Origin of the sequence: Alistipes indistinctus YIT 12060 (assembly GCF_025144995.1) — a bacterium.
GTDB classification, from domain to species: domain Bacteria; phylum Bacteroidota; class Bacteroidia; order Bacteroidales; family Rikenellaceae; genus Alistipes_A; species Alistipes_A indistinctus.
The window spans coordinates 1463300-1481308 of sequence record NZ_CP102250.1 but is presented as its reverse complement, the minus strand read 5'-3'; the positions used below and the strand labels follow the sequence as shown (position 1 = coordinate 1481308).

Genomic DNA, 18009 nt, shown 5'->3' with positions numbered 1-18009 from the left:
TTACTGACCGATTCTGTTATGAAAAAAATCTTTGTATCGTTGCTGCTACTGGCGGCCTTCTCGTTGCAGGCTTCCGCACAGGACAAGTATGTGCCTACGGAGGAGAACCTGCGCAACCGTGAAAAGTTCCAGGACGACAAATTCGGCGTCTTCATCCATTGGGGCATCTACAGTATGCTCGGTGACGGCGAATGGGCGCTCGAACTGAACAAACTCGACGCTAAAGAGTATGCGAAACTCGCTTCCGGATTCTATCCGTCGAAATTCGATGCCGCTGCCTGGGTGTCGGCCATTAAAAATGCCGGCGCAAAATACATTACAATCACGTCGCGTCATCACGACGGTTTCTCGATGTTCGATACGAAGTATTCGGATTACAATATCGTGAAAGCGACGCCTTTCGGCCGCGACATCATCAAAGAGCTGGCCGACGAGTGTAAGAAACAGGGAATTACGCTTAATTTCTACTATTCCCACATGGATTGGACTCGTCCCGACTATTATCCGCTGGGACGCTGCGGCCATAACACGGGCCGTACCGAACATGGCCAGTGGAGCGACTATTGGAATTTTATGAACAACCAACTCTCCGAACTGCTGACCAACTATGGCCCGATCGGAGCGATCTGGTTCGACGGCTGGTGGGACAAGCCTTTCGATAAGGACTGGCAGTTGGATAAGCAATATGCGGTGATCCACAAAATCCAGCCGGGTTGCCTGATCGGTAACAATCACCACCAGAAACCGTTCGATGGCGAGGATTTCCAGATGTTCGAGCGCGACCTGCCCGGACAGAACACCGCCGGACATTCCCCCGATTCGGAGATCGGTACGCTGCCGCTCGAAACCTGCCAGACAATGAACGGCATGTGGGGTTATAAGATCAACGACCAGAATTACAAGTCGGGCAAGGAGTTGATTCAGTATCTCGTGAAAGCCGCCGGCAATAACGCGAACCTGTTGCTGAACATCGGCCCGCAACCCAACGGCGAGATACCTGCGCTTGCACTCGAGCGCTTCCGCGAGATCGGCGATTGGATGAAGGTCTACGGCGAAACGGTCTACGGAACCCGCGGCGGGATCATTCCGCAGCGCGAATGGGGTGTTACCACGCAAAAAGACAACAAACTTTATGTGCATATCCTGAACCTGCAGGACGACGGCCTCTTCCTGCCGATTACCGATAAAAAGGTGAAGAAGGCGACCCGCTTCGTGGACGGAGCTCCAGTGAAGTTCACGCAGGATAAGGACGGCGTGCTGTTGCGACTGGGCGAAGTTCCGACCGATATCGACTATGTCGTGACGTTGGAGATGTAAGGCGGCCCGGTTCTAAATGATCCGGTTCCCCAAAAGTAAATCAAAAGATAGACGCATATCACAAGGGCGGCTTCACTGCCGCCCTTGTGATATCTCTGTTTTAAGAACCGGATTTCCTTAAATTTCAGGATCGGATTCTCCCGGATTTATTGTACCCGCCGGATCGAAACGATCTTGACCGGTTCGGTGAGGATTTGTATCGAATCCTGCAGCTGTTGGATTCGCCGGACGACATCCATTCCTTCGGTTACCCGGCCGAATGCGGCGAAGCCCTGTCCGTCCGGGTTGCGCTTGCCGTTGAAATCCAGTTCGGGTTGGTCGCCGATGCAGATGAAAAACTCCGACGAAGCGCTTCCCGGTTCGCTGCGTGCCATCGACAGCGTTCCGTCCAGGTGTTTCAGGCCGGTCGCTTCGGTCGTTTCGTGTGCGATCGGTGTGAGGTTGCCTACCGACGAATCGTTACGCAGGCCGCCCTGGATAACGTCGATCTTGACATCGTTGTCCGGTTGGTTGTCGGGACGCACGACCCGGTAAAATGTCGCGCCTGTATCGTAGGCTCCTGCATCGACCAACTTCATGAAATTCGCTCCCGAGATCGGGGCACGGACCGTGTCGATCGTCGCGGTGATCTCTCCGGCGGAAGTGGTGATGACGACGACCGGAAGCCGGTTGCCGGGCTGACAGGCATTCAGCAGCGTTCCGCAAAAAAACAGCAGTGAACTCCAAAGAATTTTTCTCATGGTTCGGGATTTTTCAGGTTTAGGTTTACGAAGGTACGACAAAGCCGGAGGATTTAAAAGCCGTTCGGTCGCGGCGTTTCGGGAAAAATTCGTAATTTCACCCCTCACAGCCGGATATGTGTCCGGAATATGTGGTCGGACTGCCCGGGGTATCCTTGTTGTCGGTATTTTGGAAGGGGTGCGGGACGATGTCCGGTGAAGCTGGTAAAAAGCAATTATTATCAGACAAGATTATATGAGACAATTGGAATCGATCGCAAAAAAGGCAGTATGGGCCTCACTGGTCCTATGTTCTGCAATGTTATGGACGGAACCGGTTATGGCCGCCAAACCGCAGCCGGTCAGACAGGTACTGTGGTATACCCGTCCGGCGACAAACTGGATGACCGAGGCGTTGCCTGTCGGTAACGGACGCATCGGCGCGATGATTTTCGGCGGATTGCCCGTCGAACGGATTCAGTTCAACGACAAAACGCTCTGGACCGGCAGTACCACCGAACGCGGCGCATACCAGAATTTCGGCGATATTTTTATTGATTTCGGGGCTGCCGGAGGGAATAATCCCAGGGGTCCTGTCGATTACCGCCGGGAGCTGGATCTTGACGATGCGTTGGCCAAGGTCGTTTATAAGGCGGATGGCGTGACTTATACGCGCGAGTACCTGGCGAGTTATCCGGACGATGTGATCGCGATGCGTTTTACCGCGAACAAAAAAGGTAAGATCGGTTTTACCGTCCGGATGGACGATGCCCATACCGGCGGGCAGAGGACGGTTACGGGCAACAGCATTACCATCTCAGGTAAACTGACGCTGTTGTCGTATAAAGCGCAATTGACCGTGCTCAACGAAGGGGGGACCCTACAGGCCGGAGATTCTACGCTGACGCTGACCGGAGCCGATGCCGCGACGCTGTTGTTGAGCGCCGGGACGGATTATGATCCCCAATCGCCGGACTACCTGACACGGTCGGACTGGAAAGGAAAGGTGAGTACCGTTGCGGCCCGTGCCGGTTCCAAAGGATACGCCGCGTTGCGGAAAGCGCACTTGGACGATTATCATGCACTGTATAACCGGCTCTCCCTGAATGTCGGCAATACGACTCCGGAACTTCCGACCGATGAGCTTTTCGTTCGTTACAGCAAAGGGGAGTACGATCCGGCGGCCGATGTGCTTTATTTCCAGTACGGACGTTACCTGACCATCGCTTCGTCCCGGCCGGGACTCGACCTGCCGTCGAACCTGCAAGGGTTGTGGAACGACAGCAACACGCCGCCCTGGCAGAGCGACATCCACTCGAATATCAACGTGCAGATGAATTACTGGCCTGCAGAACCTACTAATTTGGCCGAGTGCCACGAGCCGTTTACCCGCTACATTTACAATGAATCACAGCTGCACGATTCGTGGAAAAAGATGGCAGGCGAGCTCGACTGCGGGGGCTGGGCGCTCAAGACGCAGAATAATATTTTCGGTTATTCGGACTGGAACTGGAACCGCCCGGCCAATGCGTGGTATTGCATGCACGTCTGGGATAAATACCTGTTCGATCCGCAACGCGATTATCTTGAACAGGAGGCCTATCCGGTGATGAAGTCGGCCTGCCGGTTCTGGCTCGACCGGCTGATCGTCGACGATGACGGCAAGTTGGTGGCCCCGAACGAATGGTCGCCCGAACACGGACCGTGGGAGTCGGGGATTCCTTATGCGCAACAATTGATCTGGGACCTGTTCAACAACACTGTCCGGGCCGGTCGCATTTTGGGTACGGACCAGGCGTTCGTCGATCAGCTCGAAAGCAAGTTGGAGCGGCTCGATAACGGTTTGACAGTCGGTTCGTGGGGGCAGTTGCGTGAGTGGAAACACCTGGAAGACGACCCTGCAAACCAGCACCGCCATGTGTCGCACCTGATCGGGCTCTATCCCGGCCGTGCGATTTCACCTGCGCTCGATACGCTTTATGCGAATGCAGCCCGCCGCACGCTTGCGGCACGCGGGGATTTCGGTACCGGCTGGAGCCGGGCGTGGAAGATCGCATTCTGGGCGCGCCTGCTCGACGGAGACCATGCGCACTTGCTGTTGAAAAATGCCATGACGCTTACCGACAATACCGGACTGACTTACCAGACGCATCAGAACAGCGGTAGCGGAATCTATGCGAACCTGTTCGACGCCCATCCGCCTTTCCAGATCGACGGCAACTTCGGTGCGACGGCCGGTGTCGCCGAAATGCTGTTGCAAAGCCAGCTCGGCGAGTTGCACCTGCTGCCCGCGCTGCCTTCGGTGTGGGGTACGGGTGAAGTCAAGGGTCTGAGGGGCCGTGGCGGCTATGTGGTCGATATGGATTGGAGTGGCGGGAGATTGACCGGAGCAACGGTGCTGGCTACCCATGACGGGACCTGTACGATCCGGACGGACCTTCCGGTGTCGGTGCAGGGTGCTGCGTCGGGTCGTTCCCGGACTGTTCCCGGGTTGGCTGTCAGTACTCCGGTTTCGGATGGATATTACCTGACAACCTTCCCGGCTCGTGCAGGAGAGCGCTATCTGCTGAAAACCGTTGCGGCGAAATAGAAATGGTAAACGGTGCCACCGGAACCGGTGTCTTTTGTTGAAGGGTTTTTCTGTAGTCCCCGGCTTCGTGGATTTGTCCGTATGCCGTAGGCATATTGCCGATACCGGACAAAAGTATCCAACCCAAAGAGGCAAAGCGTACTCTGGTAGCGACAAAAGCGAGTTGGAGGACGCTGATTTCCGGTCTCAGGAAACAGGCACAGTCTTATCTGCTTACGGCAAAAACCGACCGTACCGGATCGAGCGTCAGGTGCAGGCGGGTGTATTTCTCCCCGGCGGCATTCGTGACGGTTTCGGTTTCCGGCCACGGGACGATTTCGCCCGTGTAAGGATCCCATCGGTCGAGGCGGTGTTTGCCGCGCACTTCGACCCAGGTATCCACCGGCCGGTTGGTAGAGTTTGCGAACAGGTAGATGTCGCGTCCCTCCTTTTGCTTGTGGATGTAGGAGAACATGCCGAGCATCTCCGGTGTGAGCGGATGGTCGCGAAGGACGCCCAATGGCCCACCGAGACTGTCCGCAGGAGCTTTCATATCGGCCAGAAGCGGAATGCGGACATCGGGCGACGGAACTAATCTTGCGATTGCCGTACGCAACGTCTCACGTGTAACGGCAGGCACGAATATTGCCCGGCCCCCCTGTTTGTTTGCGGCGGACGTCTCTTTTGCGGGCATCGGCCGGGTCGGGTCGATACCGAAGATTTGTCCGATCAATGCGGTTATTTCGGTGTCCCGGCCGAATTCGGCCGATTGTACCGGTAGTTGGCCGGTCGCCAATATTCGGCCCCCTTTGTCGTAAAACTCTTTGATACGTTTCAGCGTTTCGGCGGAGATGACTTTGCCTGCGGGTAAAATCAGCAGGCGGTACTCCTGCCGGGTCTGCCGGGTGTTCAGTACCAGCCGTCCGTCGTGGACAGAATAGAGGTTGCCCTGCAACAGCTCCGGATGTACGAACGTGAAATCTTGCCGCAGTTCTCCCGTCAGCCAGTCGCTGAGCGTGTTGTAGTTATTCTCTGGCGGGACGTCTTTGCCCGTATCCGGACGGCCCGGCATGAAGCCGTGCCAGGCTTCGAGCGAATGGATCGGATAAAGCAGTGCAATGTCGGTCACGCGCCGCCCGCCGTCCAGCAGCGCTACCGAGCGGCCCACGTAGTCGCTGTAACGGTGCAGCGCCGGGCCCAGCAGTTTGCTGTCGTGCGAGATCAGCGGCGGAATCTTTACCTGCTCGGTGTCGTACCACATCCCGTGCGGGACGAAAAAGTTGACGCCGCGTGCCATCAGCTCCATCGCCAGGCGGTAGAGCATCAACGAATCCATATCGGCCGGGTAGTTGCCGTAGCACTCTGCCGCCGTCACCGGGCGGTCGAATGCTTCGGCGGCCGAACTGATCAGTTTGAAACCCGACCGGCCGAACGGATAGCCGTGGATCGCATCCATCAGCGGGACCTGGGTGTGGCGGTAGAATTTGAACGGGTCGCCGTACATGTCGACGGCCGTGGGTTCGTAATTGCCGGGCGGGTGTCCCATGCTGGCGAGTCCGTGTGCGTTGCACCACTGGGCCACCATGCGGGGGAAGCCTTCACCCATCAGCTCGGCGCGCAGGCCGAAAAAGGCGACACGGGCGGCTTGCGTTTCCGGTCCGATATCGTACCAGAGGGCCGGATAATAAAGCACGGCTTTTTTGCCGTAACGCTTTTCGAACAGCTCGCTCATACCGATGTTCCAGCATCGGTTGGGATAACAGCCCACATCGTCGAAAAAAGTTTTGGTAATGGTATTGCCGAAGAAGTCGCTGAAACGTTCGGCGTAACGGTCGTAAGTCAGTGAAATGAATGTGCGCACAGCCGTCGTGTCCATGTAGTCGATTTTCGAGCTGCCGGCAAGTTCGAGAGTAAAAGCCATCAGTTTCCACTTGCCTTGCGGAACGTTCCACCTCAACGTGCTGTCCTGCACCAGGTCGGTCAGGTCGATGCGCTCGCCCGTTTCGACGTTCATTGCCACTACTCCCATGAACTGTCCGTGTACCGGTATCGTTTCGGTGACCGTTGCAGGCCCCGTGAAGTCGCGTTCGCGCATACTGAGCTGCTTTTTGGTCAGGTGCGGAAACTCATCGCGGATCCGGTTCCAGGCCGTGCCGCTCGGAAAATTGATGTCGTCGTACAGGATCACTTCGGTTCCCTGCTCCGCCGAACATTCGAGAATGTCCTCGTATCGCTCGAAATAACCTTCGGTCATGTATTCGGGCGTTGTGCCGGGTGTCATTTCGCCATTCGTCCAGCTCTTTTCGGGCGAGAGGGGCAGAATGGCCACTCCGCCGAAACCGTCTTTGCGGTAAGCGTCCTGCACCTGTTTGCGGATACCTTCGGTTGTCAGGTGCCCGTTCAGGTGCCAGAAAGGTTGCGGCCGGAAGCGCGAAGGGGGATTGACGAAGTCGTTTTTCCAGCTGTCGCGTCGATAGAAACTGTCGCGTCCGTAAACGATGATTCCGAGTGCGACTACCGTTGCGGCAATGATTGCATAAAAGGTGGTTTTGCGCGGATTTATCTTCATGGCGGGTCGTTGTCGTGTATGTATGTCCGGGTTTGTGAACCCGATAAAGATACATTTTTTTGCCGCACCTTCCAATCTTTTAGGAATGAATGCCCCCTGTGCGGAAAGATACGGGTGCGGGAACTGTGAATTCCCGGGAAAAATTGTATTTTTACACATTCGGGAATGTGGGTGTTATCCGGATTTCGATATGTGTGATAAACTCATGTGAATGAATTATATAGAGTGTTTTTTATGCTACGTTGGAGTGGCGGCGGGCGGACCGTCCGGCGTCATGGCTCGGCATTCCCGACCCGGAGGCGTTACCCGGTCTATTTTTCTTATTTGGGTGTTTCCGATGTAAAGGAGTTGAAAAAACGGCTTGACGATGATATCTATCCGGTTGCGGGGGATTCAAAACTATAGCGATATGAAACGATACGGCAGTGTGATCCGGGTACGTCCCGAAAAGTTGGAAGAGTATAAGAAACTGCATGCCGAGGTGTGGCCTGGTGTCCGCAGGATGATTGCCGAATGCGGCCTGCGTAATTACAGTATCTATTACAAAGACGGATTTTTGTTCAGTTATTACGAATATGTCGGCGACGACTATGCGGCCGATATGGCAAAAATGGCTGCCGATCCCGAGACACAGCGTTGGTGGGCTGTCTGCGAACCGTGCCAGCAACCGCTCGACACTCGCGCCGAAGGCGAGTGGTGGGCCTCGATGGAAGAGGTATTCCACCAAGACTGAACACCGGTCAGCGAGTTTCGGCTTTATAGTGTCCGGCTTGATTTTTTTGGAAATCTCTTGTATATCGGCTCAGCAGGTCCTGGAATATGTCAGTGGTACTGCATGGATGGGATTCAATTTTTCTCGGTTGTTAGGGAGTCGGTAGGAGAATGAATGTGCGGGACGGCCTTACAAATCCGGTGCGTCGTGCCGGGACAGTTCCATCCGGTGTGTGACGCAGGCGGGAAGTTCGTGTTCGGAGTGGGTCACATAGATCATCGTTTTGCCGGGGCGTTCGCAGAAATGTTCGATTACGGCCCGCGCCAACTCTTTGTTGCAGCAATCCAGCCCGTGCAGCGGTTCGTCGAGGATCAACAGGTCCGGGTCTTTGACAAAGGCGCGTGCAAGCAGTACCATCCGTTGTTCGCCGGACGAGAGGCGGATGAAAGGTCTGTTTCCCAGATGCCCGATTCCGAATGCGTCCAGCCATCCGGCGCATAATGTCCGCTGTTCATCACTCGGGGTTCGGTAGAGGCCTATCGAGTCGAACAGGCCGGATGCGGCTATATCGATCGCCGGCAAGTTTTTCAGGTAGGCGCGGTGCATTTCGGGAGAGACATAGCCGATGTGGCGTTTGATGTCCCAGATGCTTTCGCCCGAACCGCGCCGCCGTCCGAACAGTGCGATGTCTTGTGAATAAGCCTGCGGGTTGTCTGCGCAGATCAGGCTCAGTAACGTCGATTTGCCCGATCCGTTTGCGCCGGTGAGCGTCCATTTTTCACCTCGGCGGATCGTCCAGTCCACTCCGCTGAGGATGGTCCGCCCGCCGTAACGGATCGTGATGTTTCGCAGCCGCACCATCTCTTCGCAGGGTATCGGGGCTGTACGGCCATCCGGGAGCCGGGGCGGTTGATTCCTGTAATTTTCGGCCAGTTTCCGGCGCCGCGTCGAAAACGGCTCCGCGGCAAAAAACTCGTCTCGCGTTTGTTTCGGACCGCACACGCCCTTCTCGAGGGAATATACGTGCGTGATAAACGCGGGAATGTCGTCCGGGGATGAAACCGATAGGATAATTTGTACCTGTCCGCTCCGGGCCAGGTCTGCCAGCAGTTCCGTGAGTTTTTTCCGTGTGGTTGCGTCCAGTCCGATAAACGGACTTTCGATGATCAGTACTTTCGGCGCTGCAAGCAACATTTTCGCGATCTGGAATCGCCGCAGCTCACCGCTGGAGAGCAGGATGATCCGCTTGTCGAGCAGCGGACCTATTCCGAGCAGGTTGAGCAGGGCGTCCCGTTCGTCACTCTTACAGCCGGACGCTCCCAGCATTTCCGAAGCCAACGGCGCACTGTCGCGGTCTGAAGCATTCCAGCGCTGCTGGTAATAGTAACCACTGTCGGCCGTCCCGTAGGCATCGCGGAAGGTGATGTAACGGATGTTGTCCGAAACATAGATGCTCCCCGGGTTTGGCGATGCATCGGTTGGGGCTGTTTTCTCTGAACTTTCGGTGCCTTCTCGCCCTTCTTCTTGGAAACAGTATGCCACCTCCCCTTGTCCCAGGTAGAGTCTGCCGAGCAGCATTTCGATCAGCGTGGTCTTGCCGCTGCCGTTTAGTCCGATCAGTGCGATGTGTTCGCCTTGTTCGAGTGAAAAGTCGGCGGGCCTGTGCAATTGCCGTGCGGGATCCCGCGCGAGTGCGTTTTTCAGTCGAATGATGGGTCGGGACATGGATTCCGGGCAGTTGGTACAGCTGGTTGCAAATCGGGCCGGTTATGTTTGTTGGGTATGCTATCGCTTTCCCGGTTCGGCCGGTTCCAGCCGGATGGCGAGTCCTCCCGATCCGTAAAGTTTCGCCGGAAGTACCGTATTTGCATCGACCGTGCGGGTCTCCACTTCGACTTTGGTGCGGGTCGGGGTTTTCATCGTGCCGTCGCGGTAGATGTGCGCCACGTACTTCTTCCCTGCGGGCAGAAAGTTGAACGGGATGTCGAGCGTGCGCGGCTGCAGGCCGTTCATCACGCCGACGAACCATTCGTCTCCTTTGCGCCGGGCCGTGGTGATGTATTCGCCGATCTTCCCTTGCAGCACTTTCGTCTCGTCCCAAACGGTCGGTACGCGGTCGAAAAATTCCAGTTCCGGTTCGTCGCGGCTGTCCGAGGGACGGTCGTACCAGTACAGGAACTGCAACGGGCTGTAATACACCACCGCCATAGCCAGTTGCTGGCCCGACGTGGCATGTATCGCCCGCGCTTTCGGCGCGAGCGTATCGATCATTTGCGGGTTATAGCCGTCGAAATTGCGGAAGTAGTAACTGATCGTATAGTCGGCCGGTCCCGCTACATAGCGGGTGAAAGGCAGGATCAGGTTGTTCGTCGCGTCGGGCATCTCCTCGTTGCCCCGTACGCCTTCCTGTGTGAGCAGGTTCGGATAGGTGCGCGAGAAGCCGGTGGGGCGGTATTCGTCGTGAATGTCGACCATCAGTTGGTTTTCGGCGCATTTCTTCACAGCGTCGTGCATCCATTTCGTCCACATCTGCGAACCGACCTGCACGAAGCCGAACTTGACCCCCTTGATGCCCCATTTGTGGTAAAGCGGCAAGATCGTATCGAGCTGTGCGGCCAATGCGCGTTGGTTCACATAGACCCATACGCCGATTCCCCGGCCGTTCGCATAACGTACGACTTCTTCCAGGTCGAGGTCGTTATTCGGATTCCGTCGCGGATCGACATTCACGCGAGAAGCATCCGAAATTTTTTCGTATTCATGGCCGTACCATCCCGCGTCGAATTCGATGTATTGCAGGTTGCGTTTTACCGCGAAGTCAACCAACTCCCGGGCCCCTTTGGTCGAGAGCGTTACTTCGCGCATCACCTTGCCCGGCTTGATCCACCACGGATTTTCGATTGCACAGGGCGGGTTGAGGTTCAGCAGCAGGTAGTTGTTTTCGATCAGCTGTCCCGGCTGTTCGGCCACCATTACCACCCGCCACGGCGTGGCGAACGGCGCGATTTCGTCGACGGCGCCGTACATCGAGCAGGCCAGCGTGTTGGGTTTCCCGTCGGCAAGTTTGAATTTCGTGCGGACGTAATCGACCACTTCGGCTTCGGCAAGCGCTCCGTAGAGTCCGCCCGGCAGTTCGAGCGTCAGCGGACGGTCGGCTTCCCCGGGCCAGTCGTGCAGCGGCAATTTCTGGTGCACGGCTTGGGCAAAGGGGGCGAAATAGGCCATCGTGCCTTCCGGCAGGGTGAATTCTGTCGCCTCGCCGGTAATATGCAGGTAACCGCCTCCTTCGAGGAACAGATAACGGAACGCCGCGCCCTCGTCGTAGGCGCGCACCTCTAATTCGAGGCCCGGTTCCCGTTTACCGTGCGCGAAGCGGATAACGCTTTGATTGTAGCGGTCCGGGATTTCGCTGCGCTCCCCGTAAACCGGAGTCCAGAGCGTGTCGCGGCTCGACCGCGTAACTCCTGCAATACGCATGCCCCGGCTCCAGTCGCCGTTGCCGTTGATCCCGAGTGCCGATTCCAGTACGACGGGCTTACCTTGGTAAGTAACCTCGTAGCGGGGCGCCCCGTCCTGCAACGAAACTGTGATCGCCAGTTTGCCGTTCGGCGAGAGGGTTTGTACGGTTTCCTGCGCGGCGGCGGATTGCATGCTGCAAAAGAGAAGTCCTGCACAGAGGAGACGTAGGCGGTATTTCATGGTCATGATAGATATATAGCTTAAATTAACTTATCGGAAATTCGGCTTATCGGGAGAGTTCGGTGTTTCGTTTCGGTTTGTACGATCCAGCCATATGGATGGAACGGGTTTCCCAAGATACGGTTTTTTACCGGAACCCTGCGTTTTATTTTTCCGCCCGCTCCGCAAATTTTATCCGGGAAAGATTGTTCCCAGGTTGAAAATCTGAGGGAAGAAATTGTTACAGTTTGCTTCCTACTCTCTGCATCCATAGTTCGGCCATCTTTTCGTGACCTGCCGCCGTGGGGTGCGTACCGTCCCACATCCAGTACGATAACTTCGGGGTCCGGCCGTCGTGTGCGAGTTTGTCGAATAATCCCTGATAGGGCAGGAATACGGCGTTGTATTCTTTGGCCAGCTTTTTTACGACGGCGCCCAGGCGGTCGCACTGCGCGCGCCAATGGGTATAATGTTCCTGCCACATACCAACGGGAAGGATGAAAGGCTCGGCCAGGACGATCCGTACCTCGGGATTTTGAGCCCGGGAGCGGTCGAGGATGTCTCGGTAGTCTGCTTCGAACCGGGCGGTATCGACTTCCTGCGGGCCGTCCGTCTTGTTGTAAACGTCCAGCAGGTCGTTAACGCCTACCAATACCGAGAGGATGTCGGGATCGATCTCCAGCGCATCCTGCTGCCAGCGGGCCTTCAGGTCCGCCACGCGGTTGCCGCTGATGCCCCGGTTGTAGAACCGGTAGTCCTCCTCGGGATAGTCTGCCATATAGCGGGCGGCACAGATGAACATGTAACCGTGTCCGAAAATGTGGTTCATGTCGGTGAGGCTGCGGTTCGGGCCGCCGCTCACTTTGCCCCAGTTGCCGTCCGTCACGGAATCTCCGATATAAAGGATTTTTTTTCCGGTTGCATGGGTTTCCGGAAGGGTCCACACCAACAGGGAAAGTAAGACGACAAGCGATTTTCTCAGGTTCATATCGGTCGGATTTTACGGTTAGTGTTTGGGTTGCATGGGGTAGTTTCGCAAGATTCTTTGCAGCAGTTCTGGCGCATCGGTGGTGATGTAATCGACACCTTGACCGATCAGATAACGCATGTCGTCAGCTTTGTTTACGGTCCAGACGTTGATTTCGAGTCCTGCTTCCCGGGCTTCCCGGAACCAATGTTCGTTCTGTTTCATTTTGTCCAACGAGTAGTCGATTCCCGTGCAACCGACCGCTTTGGCTTCTGCCGGAGACAGGTCGCCGGTAAGGTAGGCCACTTTCGCTTCGGGATCCAGCTCGATCAACTTCAGCATCGCGTCGCGGTTGAATGTGATGTATTCGACCCGCTCTTCTACGCCAGTTCGCTTTACCATTTCCACAATCTTGGCGGCCAGCGTTTCGCTTTCCCGTTTGTCTATTTTCTGGGCTTTCAGCTCGATGATCAGTTTGGTCTGTTTACATTGCTTGAATTTATCGAGGTAGGCGGCGAAAGTGGGCATCGTTTCACCGTTGGCAAGCACCGCTTGCCGCAGGACGGTCGAAGGGGTTCGCTCGATCTCCCGCATCGTGCCGTTTACATTGACGTGCGGATCGTGGAAAACCATCAGTTCCCCGTCCGGGCAGAGGTAAACGTCGCATTCCGAACCGTAAGCGCCGATTTCGTCCGCTTTTTCGAGGGAAGCGAGCGAATTTTGGGCCGATCCGTGTGTATCCCAATATCCGCGGTGGGCGATAACTTGTGTGGTTGGTGCTGTGCAGCCGGATTGGACCGGATTGTTCTGTGAATTGGACATTACCGGGACCGATAGTGTGAAAAGTGCAAAATAAAAAGATTTGGAAAGGAACATGAGAGCTGAATTTTAATCGGCTACTAATTTACGATTATTTCCAAATAATCGTAAATTAGTAGCCGGTAAATTGTTTGGAATATGGAAGAGTACCGGAAAGACGATGAACTGGCCCGATGCATGGTGGAGTGGGGATGGCGATACCATCATGTAGGCATTCCGACCCGGCAGGTACGGCCGGGAGAAACCTATTTGCCCCATCTGAAATTCTCCGTTTCCGGTTTCGCTTCCAGCCCTTTCGGGGCAGAATGGATGAGATTCGACGAAGAGTGCGGGATGCATGAACTGATCCAAACCGTTCCGCATATCGCCTTTGTCGTTGAGGATTTGGATTTCGAGTTGGCGACACGCGGGTTCACTATTCTGACAAAACCCAATCCCCCGTCAGAAGGAGTCCGTGTGGCGATGATCGAACACAACGGAGTCCCGATCGAATTGATCGAATTTTCATCATAAAAGGGAGCTGAAATGATCTGATGCTGAAAACCGTCAGTTTGAGACAAAGTGTTGTGGAAGGCTGATAAGTATAATAACCGTACGAGTCTATAAGGAGTATATTCGTTTCTTCAATTATCCGGAATCGGATTCATTTTATCGTTTTGATCAGTATGAAAAAACTCGGATTCTTGTTTGCTGTCCAGCTTTTGGCGGTTTGTTCAGCCGTGGGGCAGGAGACCGGCCCGTATGAAAATACGACTTATATTGTCTGGAGCGCCGACCGGCCTTTGTCTGAACAGGATTTTCTCGGCGATAGTACTCGAGTTGCACCGGAAGCAATGGAGTTGTTTCGGAAATTCGATCTTGGAGCATCCGCTTCGGTCGGGATATGGTCGGTGGTGGATATCCCGGATAAGAAACTGATCCGCCGAGGCGAGCGCCAGGAGCATATTTATGTCGTTCCTCTTTTTGAGAAAACGAGATCGTTTATTATCAATGATGATACTTTAGCCGTGAAGCTGCAACAGGTGGTATTCGATATTTATGAGTGGACATCCCGGTTTATGCGTAAGGAGTTGCAGTCCTTTCAGGATAGCATGGGCGGAGCTACCGGTAGCCAAGCTGTCGTGTATGAGACAATTAGGAACAATTGCAAAAAGATGCGCGATATGTTGGTCGGTCAATACTCCCGGGAAGTATATATCGAAAAGCAAGAAGGGGCTTACGATAAATGGCGGAAGTTTATCGACGGACAACTCGAAAGTCTTAAAGAGTATGCGACGGGCGAGGCAGAGTGGTCGCGGTTTTTGAAGGGGGAACCGATTCTGCCGGATTATGTCCGGGTGAAAAATGTGATTAGCGGAGCCCAGTCCATCCCGCAACGGGAATGGTGGGATTAGGTACGATCGGTATTGAATTTATGTTATTAATATAATTTGAAGTAATGATTATGAAACGACTGTGTATCGGTTTGGTTTGCTGCCTGCAATTTTTGATGTTGTCGGGACAGTCCCTCCCCGTCGGTTCGGGAACGATACGATGGATTGATCCGCAGACTGCCGGGTTCCCCGTGGTACAGGGGCAGGCTTGGTCGCAGGAAATGACCGGGAATTACTGCAGGCTGCCGGAAAACATGCGCTCGGAAGTGAGACCCATGGTTTGGACTTTGGCTTGCCATTCGGCCGGGTTGTCCATTTGGTTTCGGAGCAATGCCGCACCGATCCGTGTGCGTTATGCGGTGACGCATAACGATGAACGGGCTATGCCCCATATGCCGGCAACGGGAGTGTCGGGGCTCGATTTGTACGCGGTTGACCAGAACGGATGGGAGCGTTATGTGCCGGGTAAATTCGACTGGACGAAGCAGGATACCGTCTATGCCGTGTTCCAACCGGAACCGGATCGCCATTTTGCTCGGCAAGGATATGAGTTTCGGCTGTACCTTCCTTTGTATAACGGAGTGTCTAAGCTGGAAATAGGGGTGGACAGCGCGGCCCAATTCAGGTTTCTGCCGGTGCGTGCTGAAAAACCGATCGTGGCCTACGGTACGTCGATCATGCAGGGCGCTTGCGCTTCCCGCCCCGGTATGGCCTGGAGTACCATCCTGTCCCGGAAACTGGACTATCCGTTGTTGAATTTCGGATTTTCCGGAAATGGAACCATGGATTCTGTCGTATTGGACGAGCTGGGGAAAATAGATGCGCGGATGTATATCGTGGATTGTCTGCCCAATCTGGTGGGCATCGCCGATTCATCGGTTACGGCACGCTTCCGGCAGGGGGTCGCTCTTTTGCGCAAATATCATCGGACACCGATTCTTTTGGTAGAGCACGCCGAAGCCGAAGCGGATGGAGAGGATAGCGCTGCCTGTCATAAAAACGCATTGTTGAGGGCCTGTTACGAACAGTTGCGTGAGGAGGGGGTGCCTGAGCTCTATTATTTGTCCTGCCGGGAGATCGGATTACCCGATGACGCTTTGGTGGACGGCATTCATCCGTCCGATTACGGGATGATGCGGCAGGCGATGGCTTGTGAAAGAAAGATCCGGGAAATTTTCGGGGAAGAGCAGGGAAATCTTTCCACGACCCGGCCGGTGCGCCAACGGCGGGATGCTCCGTATTATGAGTGGTCCGACCGGCACGAGGCGATTTTGACAAAAAATAGGATCGAAGCGCCGAAAAATGTCCTGTTGGGAAATTCGATCGTGCATTTCTGGGGCGGTGCGGACAAAGGTCATTACAGGAATGGAGCGAAAAGTTGGGAGCAGATTATGTCTGTTGCCGGATTCAGTAATATGGGTTGCGGATTCGACCGGATCGAAAATTTGCTTTGGAGGGTTTGTCACGGCGAATTGGACGGCTATGAAGCGGAACGGGTCGTTGTTATGATCGGTACGAACAATTTGTCATGCAATACGGACGATGAGATTATCCGAGGAATTGCCCATCTGGTTGCGGTGATCGCACGACATCAGCCTTCGGCCGGGGTGGAAGTGATCGGTTTGTTGCCTCGTCGGGGGATGGAAGATAGGGTAAGCGGAGTTAACACGAAGCTGGAAGAAAAAATCCGCTCGATGAATCTTACGTTCCGTAATCCGGGCACGCTCCTGTTGGGGAAAGGGGGGAAGATTGACGAATCTCTGTTTCGGGACGGCCTGCATCCCAACGAAAAAGGGTATGGACGAATTGCTCCGATCATTGCGGGAATGGAATGATCCGGTTGGCGAAATACGAAATTAAAAAAGCGGATAACTCGACTGAGTTATCCGCTTTAGTAGCGGGGACAGGACTCGAACCTGTGACCTTTGGGTTATGAGCCCAACGAGCTGCCAACTGCTCCACCCCGCGATGTGGAATGCAAAGATAGCTAAAAAACGGCCAAATGCAAACAGTGAGCGATAATATTTTTCGTTTTTTGACGAGCGAGTAGGGTAAGTGCTTTGTTCACAAGTCGGAACGATGATGTTGGTTGCGGCCCTTATTTTAGTATCACTGCCCATCCGGGCAGTATATACCAACTGTATATGGAATTCGGGATATGGAATTGACGTTCGTGGGGCTATTGGACTATCTCAGCTTCACTGTTCCGGTGGATTCCATGTGTGATCCACTTACATCATTATACGTCGGTTGATTTGTCCGGGTTCAAGGGGCTATTTTGTGAAACGAAGCCCGGCCATTACCGGACAGTGGTCGGAAATATACAGGTCATCGAGCTTTTCTGCCAGACAGCCGTGCCGCAGGGTTTCCAGACCACCCCGGACGAAAATATAGTCCAGCCACATGTTGTTAGCCAGGCGGCCGTAATTGTGGTAAGACCATTCGGGTCCGTAACGAACCGGTGCGACGGAACGCGTATGGGTCAGGTGTTCGGGGTTGGCCGGATCGAGCAGGATCCGGATCGGTTCGGAATCGGGTTCGGCGTTGAAATCGCCGGTGACGATTACCGGCAGGTCACCGGCCAGGGCGCCGAGTCTGTCTAAAATCAGTTTGGCGCTTTCCCTGCGTGCCACTTGACCGATATGATCGATGTGCACATTCATGAAAAAGAGCTTCCTTTTCGAAATTTTGTCTTTGAGGATGGCCCAGGAGCCCATGCGCGGACTGGCTGCATCCCAGGCTCGTTGTCCGATTGCATTGATGTCTTCGGCAAACCAGAAAAAGCCGTGATCCAGCAATTCGAAGCGCTCTTTTTTCCAGAAAATAGGGTCGTGCTGCCCTTTCGATTTACCGTCTTCCAGACCGATGCCGATCGATCCGTATTCGGGCAGGCGTTCTTGCAGGTCGGTCATCTGGTTGGCGAAAACTTCCTGTGCTCCGAAAATGTCGATGTCGTAAAATCGGATCATGTTTGCGGCGAAATCACGCCGGTTGGACCATTGGTTCGGACCGTCCGCCTTGGTATCGATGCGGATGTTGAAAGACATTACTTTGAGTTCGTCGTTGGACGGTCGGGCGGAGGCAGGGGAGAACCACGCGGATACTACCGCTGCACAGAGTACGAGATTGCGAATCATAGGTTAGTTTTTTAAATCTATAAAGTTAATGTTTTTTAAGACACGAGACGATCTGTTCCTGTTCTTGGAACACGGGAAGTATGAAAAATATCTTTCAGAATTCATGGAACAACAGAAACAAATAAAAGCCCCGTCTAAAAGACGGGGCT

At 54.6% G+C, this 18009-nt stretch carries 13 protein-coding genes and 1 tRNA gene; 6 read left to right on the top strand and 8 right to left on the bottom strand.

Annotated elements, in window-relative coordinates; all coding sequences use genetic code 11:
* The first annotated feature begins 18 nt into the window (after positions 1-18).
* Complete coding sequence (locus NQ495_RS06320; RefSeq protein WP_009133797.1) at positions 19-1317, top strand: alpha-L-fucosidase; 1299 nt, start codon at positions 19-21, stop codon at positions 1315-1317.
* Between the two features lie 146 nt (positions 1318-1463).
* Here NQ495_RS06320 and NQ495_RS06315 read toward each other — a convergent pair whose 3' ends face one another.
* Entirely contained in the window at positions 1464-2057 is a 594-nt protein-coding gene (locus NQ495_RS06315) for a peptidylprolyl isomerase (RefSeq protein WP_009133798.1), read from the bottom strand.
* 319 nt (positions 2058-2376) lie between these two features.
* Here NQ495_RS06315 and NQ495_RS06310 point away from each other — a divergent pair, with 319 nt between their 5' ends.
* Positions 2377-4626: a glycoside hydrolase family 95 protein gene (locus tag NQ495_RS06310; RefSeq protein WP_187118321.1), complete on the top strand. Its 2250-nt coding sequence runs from the start codon at positions 2377-2379 to the stop codon at positions 4624-4626.
* A 205-nt stretch (positions 4627-4831) separates the two neighbouring features.
* On the opposite strand, the gene NQ495_RS06305 is transcribed toward NQ495_RS06310, so the two are convergent.
* Positions 4832-7174, bottom strand: coding sequence for a glycosyl hydrolase (locus tag NQ495_RS06305; protein WP_009133800.1), 2343 nt, complete (start codon positions 7172-7174; stop codon positions 4832-4834).
* Between the two features lie 409 nt (positions 7175-7583).
* Between NQ495_RS06305 and NQ495_RS06300 the strand changes: the two genes are divergently transcribed.
* Positions 7584-7907 carry an L-rhamnose mutarotase gene (locus tag NQ495_RS06300; RefSeq protein WP_040294190.1) on the top strand — a complete coding sequence of 108 codons (324 nt, stop codon included), beginning with the start codon at positions 7584-7586 and terminating at the stop codon, positions 7905-7907.
* 168 nt (positions 7908-8075) lie between these two features.
* On the opposite strand, the gene NQ495_RS06295 is transcribed toward NQ495_RS06300, so the two are convergent.
* The 4 genes from NQ495_RS06295 to NQ495_RS06280 all read right to left on the bottom strand — a co-directional run bounded on the left by NQ495_RS06295 (position 8076) and on the right by NQ495_RS06280 (position 13353).
* On the bottom strand, positions 8076-9611 hold the full coding sequence (locus NQ495_RS06295; protein ID WP_009133802.1) for an ATP-binding cassette domain-containing protein: 1536 nt from the start codon (positions 9609-9611) through the stop codon (positions 8076-8078).
* A 60-nt stretch (positions 9612-9671) separates the two neighbouring features.
* Positions 9672-11585: a glycoside hydrolase family 97 protein gene (locus NQ495_RS06290; protein WP_040294457.1), complete on the bottom strand. Its 1914-nt coding sequence runs from the start codon at positions 11583-11585 to the stop codon at positions 9672-9674.
* 220 nt (positions 11586-11805) lie between these two features.
* On the bottom strand, positions 11806-12552 hold the full coding sequence (locus NQ495_RS06285) for an SGNH/GDSL hydrolase family protein (RefSeq protein WP_009133804.1): 747 nt from the start codon (positions 12550-12552) through the stop codon (positions 11806-11808).
* Positions 12553-12570: 18 nt separating this feature from the next.
* Positions 12571-13353, bottom strand: coding sequence for a glycerophosphodiester phosphodiesterase (locus tag NQ495_RS06280; RefSeq protein ID WP_083818331.1), 783 nt, complete (start codon positions 13351-13353; stop codon positions 12571-12573).
* A 135-nt stretch (positions 13354-13488) separates the two neighbouring features.
* On the opposite strand from NQ495_RS06280, the gene NQ495_RS06275 reads away from it, so the two are divergent.
* The 3 genes from NQ495_RS06275 to NQ495_RS06265 all read left to right on the top strand — a co-directional run bounded on the left by NQ495_RS06275 (position 13489) and on the right by NQ495_RS06265 (position 16558).
* Positions 13489-13863 carry a VOC family protein gene (locus NQ495_RS06275; RefSeq protein WP_009133806.1) on the top strand — a complete coding sequence of 125 codons (375 nt, stop codon included), beginning with the start codon at positions 13489-13491 and terminating at the stop codon, positions 13861-13863.
* A 152-nt stretch (positions 13864-14015) separates the two neighbouring features.
* Entirely contained in the window at positions 14016-14744 is a 729-nt protein-coding gene (locus NQ495_RS06270) for a hypothetical protein (protein ID WP_009133807.1), read from the top strand.
* A 50-nt stretch (positions 14745-14794) separates the two neighbouring features.
* Positions 14795-16558: an SGNH/GDSL hydrolase family protein gene (locus NQ495_RS06265; protein ID WP_009133808.1), complete on the top strand. Its 1764-nt coding sequence runs from the start codon at positions 14795-14797 to the stop codon at positions 16556-16558.
* Between the two features lie 60 nt (positions 16559-16618).
* Here NQ495_RS06265 and NQ495_RS06260 read toward each other — a convergent pair.
* Positions 16619-16691, bottom strand: a tRNA-Met gene (locus NQ495_RS06260).
* Positions 16692-16996: 305 nt separating this feature from the next.
* A complete protein-coding gene (locus tag NQ495_RS06255; RefSeq protein ID WP_009133809.1) occupies positions 16997-17860 on the bottom strand; it encodes an endonuclease/exonuclease/phosphatase family protein in 864 nt (287 codons plus the stop codon).
* Between the last annotated feature and the right edge of the window lie 149 nt (positions 17861-18009).